14 protein-coding genes are annotated in these 15,100 nt (G+C 40.6%); 11 read left to right on the top strand and 3 right to left on the bottom strand.

Going from position 1 to position 15,100, the window contains the following annotated elements; translation table 11 throughout:
* Positions 1 to 114: 114 nt before the first annotated feature.
* Together BC659_RS07860 and BC659_RS07865 are read right to left on the bottom strand one after the other, a co-directional pair.
* The gene (locus BC659_RS07860; RefSeq protein ID WP_133474171.1) at positions 115 to 1,197 is read right to left on the bottom strand and encodes a mannose-1-phosphate guanylyltransferase; all 1,083 of its coding nucleotides are present in this window, start codon (positions 1,195 to 1,197) and stop codon (positions 115 to 117) included.
* A 122-nt stretch (positions 1,198 to 1,319) separates the two neighbouring features.
* A complete protein-coding gene (locus BC659_RS07865) occupies positions 1,320 to 2,282 on the bottom strand; it encodes a KpsF/GutQ family sugar-phosphate isomerase (protein ID WP_133474172.1) in 963 nt (320 codons plus the stop codon).
* A 340-nt stretch (positions 2,283 to 2,622) separates the two neighbouring features.
* On the opposite strand from BC659_RS07865, the gene recQ reads away from it, so the two are divergent.
* From recQ to BC659_RS07890, 5 genes are all read left to right on the top strand, one after another.
* Positions 2,623 to 4,914 (top strand): DNA helicase RecQ, encoded by a 2,292-nt coding sequence (gene recQ / locus BC659_RS07870; RefSeq protein ID WP_133474173.1) that lies wholly within the window; start codon positions 2,623 to 2,625, stop codon positions 4,912 to 4,914.
* Positions 4,915 to 5,046: 132 nt separating this feature from the next.
* Positions 5,047 to 5,775: an endonuclease/exonuclease/phosphatase family protein gene (locus tag BC659_RS07875; RefSeq protein WP_133474174.1), complete on the top strand. Its 729-nt coding sequence runs from the start codon at positions 5,047 to 5,049 to the stop codon at positions 5,773 to 5,775.
* A 44-nt stretch (positions 5,776 to 5,819) separates the two neighbouring features.
* Positions 5,820 to 6,308, top strand: coding sequence for an ExbD/TolR family protein (locus tag BC659_RS07880; protein ID WP_162847390.1), 489 nt, complete (start codon positions 5,820 to 5,822; stop codon positions 6,306 to 6,308).
* A gap of 421 nt (positions 6,309 to 6,729) precedes the next feature.
* Complete coding sequence (locus BC659_RS07885) at positions 6,730 to 6,936, top strand: hypothetical protein (RefSeq protein ID WP_133474176.1); 207 nt, start codon at positions 6,730 to 6,732, stop codon at positions 6,934 to 6,936.
* Positions 6,937 to 7,076: 140 nt separating this feature from the next.
* Complete coding sequence (locus tag BC659_RS07890; protein WP_133474177.1) at positions 7,077 to 7,331, top strand: hypothetical protein; 255 nt, start codon at positions 7,077 to 7,079, stop codon at positions 7,329 to 7,331.
* A 334-nt stretch (positions 7,332 to 7,665) separates the two neighbouring features.
* Here the strand turns inward: BC659_RS07890 and BC659_RS07895 are convergent, their stop codons facing one another.
* On the bottom strand, positions 7,666 to 8,703 hold the full coding sequence (locus BC659_RS07895; protein ID WP_133474178.1) for a DUF3089 domain-containing protein: 1,038 nt from the start codon (positions 8,701 to 8,703) through the stop codon (positions 7,666 to 7,668).
* 126 nt (positions 8,704 to 8,829) lie between these two features.
* Here BC659_RS07895 and BC659_RS07900 point away from each other — a divergent pair, with 126 nt between their 5' ends.
* From BC659_RS07900 to BC659_RS07925, 6 genes are all read left to right on the top strand, one after another.
* Positions 8,830 to 9,774 (top strand): isopenicillin N synthase family dioxygenase, encoded by a 945-nt coding sequence (locus tag BC659_RS07900; RefSeq protein WP_133474179.1) that lies wholly within the window; start codon positions 8,830 to 8,832, stop codon positions 9,772 to 9,774.
* Positions 9,775 to 9,990: 216 nt separating this feature from the next.
* On the top strand, positions 9,991 to 11,250 hold the full coding sequence (gene chrA, locus BC659_RS07905) for a chromate efflux transporter (RefSeq protein WP_246027097.1): 1,260 nt from the start codon (positions 9,991 to 9,993) through the stop codon (positions 11,248 to 11,250).
* 213 nt (positions 11,251 to 11,463) lie between these two features.
* Positions 11,464 to 12,207, top strand: coding sequence for a ParA family protein (locus BC659_RS07910; RefSeq protein ID WP_133474180.1), 744 nt, complete (start codon positions 11,464 to 11,466; stop codon positions 12,205 to 12,207).
* A 112-nt stretch (positions 12,208 to 12,319) separates the two neighbouring features.
* Positions 12,320 to 13,051 (top strand): esterase family protein, encoded by a 732-nt coding sequence (locus BC659_RS07915; protein WP_133474181.1) that lies wholly within the window; start codon positions 12,320 to 12,322, stop codon positions 13,049 to 13,051.
* Between the two features lie 165 nt (positions 13,052 to 13,216).
* The gene (locus BC659_RS07920; RefSeq protein WP_133474182.1) at positions 13,217 to 13,996 is read left to right on the top strand and encodes a peptidase associated/transthyretin-like domain-containing protein; all 780 of its coding nucleotides are present in this window, start codon (positions 13,217 to 13,219) and stop codon (positions 13,994 to 13,996) included.
* A gap of 157 nt (positions 13,997 to 14,153) precedes the next feature.
* Complete coding sequence (locus BC659_RS07925; protein ID WP_133474183.1) at positions 14,154 to 15,071, top strand: hypothetical protein; 918 nt, start codon at positions 14,154 to 14,156, stop codon at positions 15,069 to 15,071.
* Positions 15,072 to 15,100 lie beyond the last annotated feature (29 nt).

Below are 15,100 nucleotides of genomic sequence, written 5' to 3' on the forward strand. Positions count from 1 at the left end.
GGTAATGCCAAATCTACTGATTCTCAGGGAACTTCAGTGAAATTGTATGGAGAAAATTAAACTACTGAAGAATAGATTTTAAACCAGCAATCTTGTTACTTGTAGCTCTATTCCTTATAAATATTTATCGCCTTTATTTCTCTTTACTTCAGCTACATATTCTTTAATGGATTGCTCTTTCTCTTTTTTGCAGATAAGCAATACATCTTTGGAATCCACTACAATAAAATCGTCCAGTCCCTGCAGTACCAGTAACTTTTCCTTGGGTGCCGATACCATGCATTTGGTGGCATCAATCACAATTACATTATCGCTGGCAACAGCGTTACCGAGATAATCTTTTTCCAGGTTATCATAAGCACTGTTCCAGGTACCAAGATCACTCCAGCCAAAAGAGGAAGGAATTACATATACATTATCTGCCTTTTCCATAATGGCCACATCAATAGAAATATTGGTACATAATGGATAAATGCGGTCGATAGCTGCTTTCTCTTCAGTAGTATTATAGCTGTCTTTGATACCTGCAAAAAGTTCAAACATCTCCGGTTGGTGCTGTTCAAAAGCTTTAATTACATTTTTTACCTGCCACACAAAAATGCCTGCATTCCATAGAAAATCACCACTGCTGATGAAAGTTTTGGCCAGTTCCAGATTGGGTTTTTCTGTGAAGGTTTTTACTTTATAAATACCTTCAGCTACAGTCATACTATCGTGCTGTATATAACCATATCCGGTGTTGGGATGAGTAGGTGTGATACCCAGCGTTACCAATGATTTGATATGGCTAACAAAATCAAGCGCCTTTACCGTAACAACCCTGAATGCTTCATTATCCAGGATCATGTGATCGCTGGGTGCTACAATCAGCGAGGCTTCGGGATCTTTCTGTATTAATTTAAAAGAAATATAGGCAATACAGGCGGCTGTATTTTTTCGGCTGGGTTCAGCTACAATATTTTCAACCGGCAAACTTTTTAATTGCTTTTCAACAATGGGTACATATTCTTCAGAAGTAACGATAAAAATATTTTCATTCGGTATAAAACTGGCATACCGCTCATAGGTCCATTGCAATAAGGATTTACCTGTATGTAAAATATCAAGAAACTGTTTCGGATAGGCTGTTCTGCTCATTGGCCAAAAACGACTTCCAATTCCACCGGCCATAATGGCAACATAATGATGTTTGTTCATTCCTGATAAATTTGATCCCCATTAAACCTGCAATATTACAGGCTAATTCTACAGTACCATAAAATAGTTTTAAGCTTCTTCCCGCTTTTACTTTCTTATTATCTCGCTCACCCTGATCTCATTTATATAATCCCTTCTCTCACAAGATCATGTATATGTAAGATGCCGGCATAACGACCATCTTCCACTACAATGAGTTGACTAATATCATTTTTTCTCAAGAGTTCCAGTGCTTCCACCGCAAGCATCGATGGTTCAATGGTTTTGGGCGATGGTGAAAAAATATCTTTTGCTGTTATATTACTCAGGTCGTTCGTTTTTTCCAGCATTCTGCGCAGGTCGCCATCGGTAATAATACCGGTTACTTCATTGTCGTTATTTACCACAGCCGTAACACCCAGTCTTTTTTCTGTGATTTCAACAATTACCTGTTTGAGTCCGGTATCGGGGAATACTTTGGGACTTTCATTGTTTTTATATAGATCGGCCACTCGCAGGTATAAGCGTTTACCGAGATTACCACCCGGATGGTAGCGTGCAAAATCATGATCAGAAAAACCATTGATTTGCATCAAACATACTGCCAGTACATCTCCCATTACCATTTGTGCAGTAGTGCTGCTGGTAGGTGCGAGGTTATTCGGGCAGGCTTCCTGACTTACAGTTGTATTTAAGATAATATCAGAAGATCTGGCCAGATAACTATCTGTATTACCAACCATTCCAATCAGTGTATTACCAAAGTTTTTGATAAGGGGAACCAACACTTTTATTTCAGGGCTCTCGCCACTTTTGCTGATTAACAGCACTATATCATCCTGTTGAACCATACCCAGATCGCCATGAATGGCATCTGCAGCATGCATGAATAGAGCAGGAGTACCTGTAGAGTTGAGGGTGGCTACTATTTTTTGTGCAACGATGGCACTTTTACCTACACCACTGATCACAATCCTGCCTTTACAATCAGCAATCTCCTGGATAACAGCATCGAAACCTTCATTGATAAAAGAAGAAAGCCCCGAAATAGAAGCAGCTTCTAATTGAATGGTTTCTAATGCCGTCTGTACAATCGTTTTTTTCATGTGTTCAGTTCTATTGTCTCGGGTCACCTGGAACCTGCCTGGCGGCAGACAGGTTCGCTAATAAATATTTCTGTTGGTATCAAACTTTGATATGGCATATTTCATGCGGCACAAAGGTAAACTTTAACAGCAAACTCTATGTAATCAGCCCATTCTTCGTTAACTTCGCCATCCTTTCGAAAAAAGCAGGTAGCTTCCTTAGAAGGGGCACCATGAACCGGTTCCGCCGGAAACACTTCCTCGTAGGCCGATTGGCAAATATTAAGTGAAAATTCCGGTAAAATGATTAACTTATATGGTTATAAGGGTTCCGCAGGTGCGGTAAACTGATTGTATATACATGGCAACAAGCACAAAGAAAGCTCCCGCAAAGAAGGGCGCAACATCAAAACCAGCTACGGTTGGCAAAAAAACAGACATCAAAAAGCTGGCAGAAGCCGGTTACGATATTCATGGGGCATTGGAAACCTATTTTGGTTTCAGGGAATTCAAAGGTACACAGGAACAGTCGATCCGCAGCTTATTAAGCGGCAAGGATACATTTGTTATCATGCCCACAGGTGGTGGTAAAAGTTTATGTTACCAATTACCGGCCATGATACTGGATGGCTGTGCCATCATTGTATCGCCATTGATTGCCCTGATGAAAAACCAGGTTGATCTGGTTCGCGGATACAGCGAAAAAGATGATGTAGCGCATTTTCTGAACTCATCACTCAATAAGGGGCAGATTAAAGCGGTGAAAGAAGACCTGGATAGTGGTAAAACCAAATTGCTCTATGTGGCTCCGGAAACCTTAACCAAGCAGGAAAACCTTGAATATTTTGCCGATCTGAAAATATCTTTTTTTGCAGTCGATGAGGCCCACTGTATTTCTGAATGGGGACACGATTTCAGACCTGAGTACCGCCGTTTACGGGAAATGATGGATATCATTAATCCAGATGTGCCGGTAATTGCGTTAACCGCAACCGCTACGCCAAAAGTGCAGAGTGATATTGTGAAAAACCTTGGATTAAGAGAGCCCAATATTTTTATCTCCTCTTTTAACCGTACCAACCTGTATTATGAAATACAGCCCAAGATTAAAAAAGACCAGACGGTAAAACATATCGTAAAGTTTATCAGCCAGCATAAAGGCAAAAGCGGTATCATTTATACGCTGAACCGTAAAACAACGGAAGAACTGGCTGAACTACTGGTAGCCAATAATATTAAAGCAGTTGCCTATCATGCAGGACTGGATCAAAAACTGAGGGCCGAAAGACAGGATCAGTTTCTGAATGAAGATGTACAGGTAATTGTAGCCACCATTGCATTTGGAATGGGTATTGATAAACCCGATATCCGTTTTGTGATACATTTCAATATACCTAAGTCGATTGAAAATTATTACCAGGAAACAGGCCGTGCAGGCCGTGATGGACTGGAAGGTATCTGTGTACTGTATTATTCACATAAGGATGTTGCCAAACTCGAACACCTGATGCGCGATAAGCCTTTGAGTGAAAGAGAAGTAGGCGGACAACTGATTGATGAAACAGTGGCTTATGCTGAAAGTTCTGTGTGCAGAAGAAAAATTCTACTTCATTATTTTGGGGAAGACTGGGGTGAAAGAAATTGTGGTAACTGCGACAACTGCCGCAATCCGAAAGAAAAAATAGAAGTGAAGGAAGAAGTGGTACAGGTACTGAAAACCATTAAGGCACTTGATGAAAGATTTGTGACAGATTATGTGATCAGTGTACTGATGGGAAGACTTACCCCACAAATCAATATGTTCCGGCACGATCAGCTGGAAGTATTTGGTATTGGAAAAGATAAGGAAATTCATTTATGGAATAGTCTGGTTCGCCAGATGATGCTGGAGAACCTGATCAGAAAAGATATTGAAGAGTATGGTTTGCTGAAACTCACTGAAAAAGGTGAGAAGTTTCTGAAAAAGCCGGTATCTTTTAAAATTGTATTGAATAATCTTTTTGAAGATGCCAATGCCGATGATGAAGAAGGTGATGGTGGATCGCAAACCGGTGCTGCTGCTGATGACAAGCTTTTTGAAATGCTGAAAGAGTTGCGTCAGAAAGAAGCCAAGCGTAAGAACCTGCCGCCTTTTGTTATTTTTCTCGAAACCTCTTTGCAGGATATGGCTACCCTGTATCCAACTACGCTTGCCGAACTGGAAAAATGTCAGGGTGTAAGTAAGGGAAAGGCATTGAAATATGGTAAGCCCTTTGTGGAAATGGTGGCCAAATATGTAGAAGAAAATGAGATAGAAAAGCCGGATGATTTTGTGATGAAAAGTGTGGCCAATAAAGCCAACAATAAAATCTATATCATCCAGAATGTCGATAAGAAGATTCCCCTGGAAACCATTGCACGTAATAAGAACCTGCGTCTTGATGAGTTACTGGAAGAAATGGAAACCATTGCTGCCAGTGGTACCAAACTCAATCTTGATTATGCTATTGATGAATGGCTGGATGAATATGACCAGGAAGAAATTATTGAGTATTTCAAAAACTGTGAAACATCTTCATTGCAGATTGCCCAGCAGGAATTAAGCGAGAACGATTATACCTGGGAGCAACTGAAAATTATGCGGATTAAGTTTTTGAGTGTGTATGGTAATTAGCGGGTCTGAAAGATCGAGAGACCGAAAGTCCGGAAGACCGAAAGAAATATAATTATAAAATTGCTGTGTTATTTTTATGGCTGTTATGCATAGAAAAACACAGCATTTTTTTTGATTGAAAATCTATAAGCGATGAACAGGTTTTTATTGGGATTGCTTTTTGTTGTTTTTACATCCTTTTTCCCCGATGAGCCGTTACGTTTGCTCAGCTATAATATCCGCAATGCGAAGGGTATGGATAATATTACCGACTATCAACGAATTGCTAATATTATAACGCAATCAAAAGCCGCTGTCATTGCTTTACAGGAGCTGGATAGTGTTACACAGAGAAGCAAAGGCAAAGATGTGTTGAAAGAATTAGCTGAAGCCACCGGACTCCATGCCAGTTATGGCGCTGCTATTTCTTTTCAGGGAGGTAAGTATGGCGTTGGCGTATTATCAAAAGGAAAACCATTGTCGCAGAAAACCATCCCTTTGCCGGGATCGGAAGAAGCAAGGGTGTTACTGGTTGTTGAGTTTACAGATTACCTTGTTTTTTGTACCCACTTTTCACTTACTGAAAAAGACAGACTCAGTTCCATTAAAATAATCGAAGAGGAATTAGCGGCCAGTAAAAAACCTGTGTTATTATTAGGTGATCTGAATGACAGGCCCGGCAGTGAAACCATGCAAAGACTTCAGCAATCTTTTCAATTATTAAGCGCTAACGAATTCAGCTTTCCTGCTGACAAGCCTGATCGTTGCATTGACTATATCCTGGCTCATAACCGAATAAAAGTAAAAGTTATTACAACTGCAGTACTGGATGAGCCGCTGGCATCAGACCACCTTCCGCTATTCGTTGAGATGAAGTTTTAGTGTATGGAATTTTATGTTATCATCATCTTATTAAAAAGATGGTTATGGCAGAGATACAAACAACGGAGAGCAGAAGCCGAAAGTCGCTGCACCGAAATAAAAAACTATCAACCCGTGTTGATCTTACACCGATGGTTGACCTGGGTTTTCTCCTGATTACTTTTTTCATATTTACCACTACTATGCATGAGCCTTCAAGTATAGTTATGCCATTACCTGATGAGCGGGATACAGAAAATCCATCGCTGGCAGGGGAACGGAAAACCATTTCCTTACTGCTTGATGGCAATAATAGTATTCTGTATTATGAAGGAAGCAATGAAAGAATTCGGCAGCAAACTGATTATAGCAGTAAGGGATTAAGAGCTGTGTTACTGGCCAAGATAAAACAGGTGAAAACTGAATTTGGTAATGACGCAGAGCCCATTGTACTTATCAGACCCCTGGCTTCATCCAACTATGGCAACCTGATAGATGTGCTGGATGAGATGATGATTAATGGAGTGAAGAAGTATATGTTGTTGGAAGAGTAGAAGCCTTATTAATAAAAATAGTATTAAAAGGCAGATGCAATAGGCATAAATACATTGTTTTCAGATGAATTAATACGCTATTTATGGTCATATGGCCTTTCTATGGATTTGTATATCGAATTTTGATTTACAAACCTGAAATTGAGTACCGATAACGCGGCCATACGAATTCAGAATCGAAAAGTTGAGCTAAAGCTCACATTTGAATACGCTGATCATATGATGCATAACTTCATGCACTATAATCCACCACATGATGTTTGCTTTCTTGATATACAACGTATTGCAAAGATGGCGGTATTTCAAAAGGAACACGGTAGAATTTGGACCGGAGCGGCCCAGTTTAAGGGCAAAATTTACAGGGTTGTAATTATTTTAATAAGTAAGTTTGCTGTAGTAAAGACATGCTATTATTATAAATATGCGGAAGGAAAAGAAAACGATATCAGAGCAGCAAAATGATTTTGTGATAGGATTATTTGGCATTAAATATCCTAAGAACTATCGCTATCGAATATCCTCTGAATGGGAGCTTGCAGAAGTGAAATGGCTGATTAGTGAGGGGGATTTTAAAAGTATTGAAGAGTATGAGATATCGACAACCAGATTGTTACTTAGTCAGGCATAAAGCTATATATCCTTTACCCTTTATTTTAGCCTAAAATTCGATTCAGTTTTAATTATTTATGCAGCACTGGCACCATATTTGGTGTCATTATTATACATCCCCCTGGGTCATTATTCCGTAACTGTTAAAAAAGGAGGGTTATGTATATCCAGCACTTACAACCAAATATCATCCGCGAAGACAGCTACCTCACGGTTATATCTGAACGTGCAGGTAACCTGATACTCAAAGTATTGGATGTGGATGGACATATGGCCAAAACCATGGTGGAAGATGTAACCGAGGGGTTGCAACAGTTGGTGATTAACCTTGGCGACTTAGCCAGTGGTAATTATATACTCAATGCATTTAATGGCGATACTTTTATCAAGGCCATTCGTTTCAGCAAACAATAATATTGGCAATTTTATGTGTCGCCGGACAGAAGTCCGGCGCTGGGATTCTCAATAGCGAATGTATCAGTGTTGTTTTTCAATCAAAGCATCAAACATTGCACCGGACTTCAGTCCGCTGAATCCGATAAAGTGTCGCCGGACAGAAGTCGGGCGCTAGTAAAAGAAATAGTGACAGGTTTGTATCGTGGTTCAATGGAAGCACCAAACCTTGCACCGGACTTCAGTCCAGTGAAGCTTTTAAAATGTCGCGAGATTGAAGTCGGGTGCTAGTAAAGCTAATTGCGAATGGATCGGTGTTGTCTTTGAATCAAAGCACCAAACCTTGCACCGGACTTCAGTCCGGTGAACCATTTTTATAGGCTTTGATTCTTTCTTTCACATTTTCCCGCACACTCAGGTAGTATAGATTATAATCACCAATATGGTAATTCTTTGTGGTGAAGAAAATATTACCAAAAAAGCGCGGCTTAGGGGTCCAGATAACACCACCGGCATTATTGGCTTCGGCTACTTTTTTTACCAGACTATTGAAACCGGTAACCACACTTCCCATATTTATTTTTCGGGGTGCTATCGTATCTGTGCGGCTCCAGGTGAGCGGATTGGTAACAATGGCAGGTACTTTTTCATGTAGTACATAATCCGGTTTATAGCCTTCTTTAAAGGTTCGCCAGCTTAATATACATCCGGTTTCGTTAGCTGTTTCGCAGGCTTTAAGTTGTGTAAACCAGTTTTTTTCTACTGGTATACCCACCAGATAAGCGGCTACCAGTTTTTTTTGCAAAGCGGTACCATCAAAAAATTCTTTTACCAGTCTTTTACCATGTGTGGTACCCTGGCTATGCGTTGCAATAATGATGGGGCGACCATTATTATAATGACTGAGATAATAGGAGAAAGCAGCTTTTACATCTGCATAAGCGATTTCAAATGCCTGTAATGCTGCAACCGTATCTGCTGCTGTAACCGGGAAATAGGCCCCAAGGTTAGCCTGCCTGTAGCGGGGGGCAAATATGCGTCCGGATGCATTGAAAATACTCGCCTGATACAGAATGGTACTATAATCTGTTTTTGCCGCCAGTGCAGCATTTTCAATGGGTGCATTCCATCCGAACGGACGGGCGTTATCGGTATAGGTAGTTGGATGAATAAAAAAAATATCGATCGAAGAGTCTGCCAGGTACATTTTGCGTAAGGGTCTGGGAATACTGTCTGAGGGATCTTTTTTATAGGGATGCGCCGCCCAATACTCCAGATTACCATAATCCGGCACAGATGAGGGTAAAGCATACTGTGATTCGAACTTATGGTAGCCATTACTGCAGCCATACAGTAAAATCAGAATAAGACTTGCAAAACGGGTGTATTTCATCCTTTAAAGTTGATAAAAATACCTGAAACATCTGCGTTGTCTACATACTACCATAAATCAGACTAGTTTTGTAATTTTCCAGACGGTTCAGTAACCGTTTTTTATTATTCATTTAAAATGCACGTTATGGCCATACCCGTAGTAGATCTGGCAGAATTTTTAAGCGGCGACCCTGCACGCAAATCTGCTTTTGTACAGGAGCTTGGTAAAGCTTATGAAGAAGTAGGTTTTGTAGCCGTTAAAAACCATGGTATTCCCGATGAACTGATTGCTCATCAGTATGAATATGTACAACAGTTTTTTGCTTTACCACTGGAGAAAAAATTACAGTACGAAATACCCGGTCTTGCCGGACAACGTGGTTATACCAGCTTTGGCCGTGAACATGCCAAGGGTAGTGAAGCACCGGATTTGAAGGAGTTTTTCCAGTATGGTCAAACCGTGGAAAATGATGATCCGATTAAAAGTGAATACCCGGACAATGTTGCCGTAAAAGAAGTAGAACCACTGAATAAAACACTTTTTAACGCTTACCGCAATTTTGAGAAAAGCGGTCGTGCATTATTACAAGCCATTGCCCTTTATCTCGGACTGCATGAAAATTATTTTGATGCGCATATTGCGAATGGTAATTCTATCCTCCGTTGTATTCATTACCCTCCTATTACACAGGAACCCAAAAGTGCCATTCGCGCTGAGCAGCATGAAGATATCAACCTGATTACCTTATTGGTAGGGGCGTCGGCAGATGGCTTACAGATACTCACCAAACAGGGTGATTGGGTAAATGTAACCTCTTTACCCGAGCAGATTGTAGTGAATGTGGGTGATATGTTACAGCGTTTAACCAATAATAAACTCCGCAGTACCACGCATCGTGTGGTAAACCCACCAAGAGAACACTGGCACACAAGTCGTTTCTCTATGCCTTTCTTCCTGCATCCACGAAGTGAAATGAGTCTGGCCTGTCTGGAAAGCTGTATAGATGAAGCACATCCCAAAGCTTATCCGGATGCCACGGCAGGCGAATACCTGGATGAAAGACTGAGAGAAATCGGACTGAAGAAATAAGAAATACGAAATAAGGAATAAGGAATAAGAAAGTAATACTACAATAGCCAAAACGCAGGTTGTTATGAAATACATGATAATCTGCGTTTTTATTTGGTACGAAATGATACTCACTGCTCACTACTGACTACTCACTATTCACGACTCTCTAAAACAGTCTTGTTGACTTTTAAGGGATTTTATTAATTTTCAGGTTCAACAATCCATCTGTTATCCTTGATACTCTTACGCCATATACCTTTTCTGCGTGCAGTGTTGTGGCATAGCATAACGGCATTTGGCGGGCCACAGGGGCATATGGGTATGATGATGAAAACCTTTGTGCACCAGCGGAGAGATGTAACAGAATCGGAATTGATGGAGTATAATGCATTCTGCCAGCTTTTACCCGGTGCTTCATCTACCCAGACACTAACATTGATCGGGTACAAACGAGGGGGAATTCCCCTGGCCATTCTTACCTTACTCATATGGATTACACCGGCCTGTACTTTAATGGGTGGTCTGTCTTTTTTGATGGGTTATTTTGATGAGCGATCTATTCGCCCTGATTTCTTTTCTTTTATCCAGCCAATGGCCATCGGCTTTATTGCCTATTCCACCTACCGGATATTCGGACTCGCAGTACATAATACGATTACTAGGGTTATTATGGCATTGGCTTCACTCGCTACTTTTATACTGTTTAAAACACCCTGGATCTTTCCTGCCCTGATTATAGCTGCAGGTATTGCCACTAATTTCAGTGATAAACGAATTCCGGATAAGAATCAGCCCAGAAAGAAAATCAAATGGGGTAATATCCTCATATTTTTTGTGCTATTTGGTACTGCCGGATATATTTCAGAAACCGCTACCAGACAAAACTGGGAGAACAGAAAAGCCATTAACCTTTTTGAGAATGCTTATCGTTTCGGCAGCCTCGTTTTTGGTGGTGGAGATGTAATGATGCCCCTGATGTATGAGCAATATGTAACCCGTCCCGAATCGAAGAGGATAAAAGAAACAGGCCGTGATGTATTGAAGATGAGTAAAGAGGATTTTCTTACGGGTTCAGGAATGGTAAGAGCCATCCCCGGACCTGTTTTTTCGATTGGTGCTTTTACCGGCGGGATGGTGTTAAAAGAAGAAGGTGCCTGGGGGCAGCTGATGGGCTGTATCATTGGTGCCATTGCTATTTTTCTGCCCAGTGCCTTGCTGGTGCTCTTTTTTTTCCCGGTATGGCATAACCTGAAACGTTATGTAGTGATATTCAGATCACTGGAAGGTATTAATGCCGCAGTAGTGGGTATTATGGCCGGCGCTACTTTCTATCTGATGAAAGACACTTTCCTGATTGCCCTTTTTGAGGGTCGCTATGTTGCCATTTTGGATGTTCTCATCATCGCTCTCACTTTTTTCCTCCTCCAGTTAAAACGCATACCTGCTCCTCTGATTGTACTGGGATGTTTGTTGTTAGGGTATCTGTTGCATTGAGGCTTGAGGTACTAGCTACTAGCTATTAGCTACTAGCCATTAGCCATTAGCCATTAGCCATTAGCAAACAAAAAGACTTTAAGATAGATTATAATTGGGTGATAAAATCAATATACTTGATTACTAATAGCTGGAAGCTTACAGCTAGCAGCTCATAGCTCATAACTCGCAGCTCAAAACCACAGGCTTTCCAAAAAAAACGTATATTAGAGCATGGTCACATTAGCAATCTACAACCTCAAGGGTGGAGTGGGCAAAACAGCTGCATCCATCAATCTGGCATATTTGTTTGCCAAAGAAGGATATAAGACACTGGTATGGGATCTTGATCCGCAGGGTTCATCCTCTTTCTACCTGGGTGCCAGCGCAACGGTGAAAAATGAATCCCGCAAACTACTCAATAGCGAAATGGAACTGGCCGATGCCATTCAGTCAACACCGTATGAAAACCTCGACATTATCCCGGCTGATATATCTGCAAGACATGCAGATATATTACTGAATGAAATGAAACAGTCACGCCGTAAACTGCTTACGCTCCTGGCGCCACTGAAAAAAGAGTACGATATCGTAATACTGGATAGTCCACCTGGCATATCTGTTTTACATGATGCCGTATTTATTGCTGCCGACTGGGTACTGATGCCGAATATACCAACTACCTTATCTATCCGTTCATATGAAACAGTAGATGGCTATTTTAAGGAGAATGATCTCGATCGTGGTAAGATCAAGTGTTTTTTCAGTATGGTTGATCACAGGAAAAACCTGCACCATGAAGTGATGAATGCGTTTTATAAAGACAAATTTTTCCTGAAAAGCTATATACCCTATCTGAGTGATGTAGAGAAGATGGGTGTACATGGGGCGCCATTGGAAACCTATGCTGCCAGTAGCTATGCAGCAGAATGCTATCGTGGCCTTTGGAAAGAAATCAGAAAAACCTGTATTGAATAAAATCGCTCCGAAACCTCTGTGAGCCCTCTGTTTCTGCGGTGATATTTCTGATGAAAGAAGTAGCCCAAGTGATTGTAAAGGTCACTCAGCGTTTTAAGTTAACCTATAGAATATGGAAAGACATTTGTCATCTTGGTATAGCCCTGCACTGGGTAAAGAAATGCCGATTGCATCTTATGGTCATTATGGTTTTGCCCTTTTATTAATACCTACGGCTGCGGCAGACTACCTTGAATATGAGAGATTTCAGCTGATAGATGCATTGGCACCTTATATTAACAGCGGTAAGCTTCGTGTATTCAGTATCGATAGCATGAACAAGGAAAGCTGGATGAACAATGAGATGGAACCATCACATAAAGCTATTCGTCATAATCAGTTCAATGAATATGTATTCAATGAAGTGGTTCCTTTTATACGAACCCATACCAGTAATGAAACCATGGTTTATACCTGTGGAGCTTCTTTCGGAGCACTGCATGCCATGAATCTTTTTCTGAAACGTCCGGATATTATCAATGGTGCCATCAGTATGAGTGGCGTTTATAATTTAACTGAATATACCAAGGGTTTCTGGGATGAGCAGGTATTCTATAATAGCCCGGAACATTATATACCTACATTAAATGATCCCTGGTATCTCGATAAAATAAAATCTAGTCACCATATACATATTTATACCGGCAGTGGTTCTTATGAAGATCCCGAAGCATCCAAACGTTTTGCGGGTATACTGTATAATAAAGGCATCTGGTATGATCTGGATGTATGGGGTGCCGATATCAATCACGACTGGCCCACCTGGCGCACAATGTTACCCTATATTATTGATGTGAAGTTTTAGTGGATGGCTTATGGCTGATAGCCTATGGTAAAATATTTTCTATAAGCTATTCACCATAAGCTATTTGCAATCACCTATCTACCCACTGCAAAAACCTCGTTAATTCCCGGCAAATTTGAGGCAGTATGCTGTTCCTGTTTTAATATTACAGTTCAATTGATGGATTTGACTAAAAAGCTACTGTTTTTTCTTTGTTGTTTTACCGCTTGCATTTTTTGGAGTAGCAGGGATTTGTGCGCGCAGTTTGTTACCATTTCGGGTAATGTGTATGATATAAGTGCCAGAAGACCACTGGAAGCAGTGGCTGTATTGAGTACATCTGGCAGAGGCACGGTTACAGATTCATTGGGTCGTTACCTGATCATTGTTCCGAGAACTGACTCTATCTGGTTTTCAATGATCGGTAAATCAACCATGAAATATCCGGTAGACACAATTATCAATGTAGATAACTTCAATGTGATGATTCATGTACGGGCTGCTGATTTACCCGAAGTGAAAGTTCGGAATAATTACTACAAACTCGATTCAATTCAGAACAGAAAAGATTATGCCAAAGCTTTTGATTTTAAAAAACCCACACTCAGGTTAAGCAATAACCCCAATTATAATCCCGGAGGCCTAACGGTAGGTTTCGATCTGGTGGAATTGATCAATATGTTCAGAACCCGTCGTAACCGAAATATGGAATTCCTGCAAAACAGGTTATTGGAGCAGGAGCAGGATAAATACATTGACCGGCGTTTCAGCAAAAAATTCGTTCGGGAAATAACTTTACTGAACCCACCCGAGATCGACACATTCATGAAAAGATATCGACCCGAGTATGCATTACTTACGCAGATGAATGATCTTGAACTGGGCTACTATATCGGTAAATGTTATGAACAGTTTAAGTCGCTCAGGTATAACTGGCGCGGTGGTTTACGCAGGCGTGATGATTAAATCAGCCGGGCTTATCTGAGGTACCAGTTAAACAGAAAAGCTTAGGAGGGTTTATAGAAATTTAGTATATTTATAATATATATGTTTCCTCATTTATATCCTTCAAATGCGGATTAGCCTATTTTTCATTTGCACAATATGGCTTCTAACACAATCGGTGTCAGCGCAACAAAAAACGGGTGTGTGGAGAGGTGTAGTGGTATTTGGTTTGTCGCAACCTTATTTTAATAGCAATTCATTACCCAGTATTCAAAATGAAACAAGGTTTGGGCGTTTAAATCTGAATAATGCTTCTTCGGCTCTATACCTCAATGGAAGTCCTGAACGTGCTACAAAAGCCCGGCTTGATATAGTTGAAGCAGATGAGCGAATGCTGGCACAGCTTACTTCTTACAGTGATGATTATAAGCTGGCAACCATGTATCAGTTTTATGTAAGACCTACTCCCAAAGAATTTTATAAATATCACTTACAGGCCAAGTCAGTGCTCGTAAATGAAACCATACGGAAAGCTGATTTATTTGATTTAAGAGGTAGTTTTATTCATACAGATTCAGGTACAGTTTTTCGGGGTATATGGGAAGATCCATTTGGGAGAAAAAAGTTTGGCAATTTTGTTTTTGTTGTATCAGATGAACCTGTTGCTATTAATCCGGAGTTATGGTATGGCTTCCTGAAGAAAAATCATATTGAAGAAACATCACTGTTACCGCAACGGCAGTTTAAACCAGAACCAATTTTTGATACTATTCTCACAGAAGCGCCAGCTATATACGGTAATCTGGTAGATAATGGTCTCATAGATCAGGACACACTAAGCATATGGTTGAATGGTCGGCTGATTGAGGATAATATTGTGCCTGGTAAAAAGCCGTTTCATTTCCGGGTAAACCTGGGTGAACAGGAATGGAATTATTTATCTATCCGCTGCAAAAATGAAGGGAAAGAAAAGGGAACAGGTGTTCATCTCAATCTACAACTGCAGGATCTGCAAATGAAATACAACCTCGCACTCTACCAGTATGAGCAGGCAGAATGGGTCATACTACGTAAAAATTCGGTGAAAAGCAAATAGTTCCCGGCGTAGAAGGGAGGCTATGAGCT

This window comes from Sediminibacterium goheungense (assembly GCF_004361915.1).
In the GTDB taxonomy this organism is placed as follows: Bacteria; Bacteroidota; Bacteroidia; order Chitinophagales; family Chitinophagaceae; genus Sediminibacterium; species Sediminibacterium goheungense.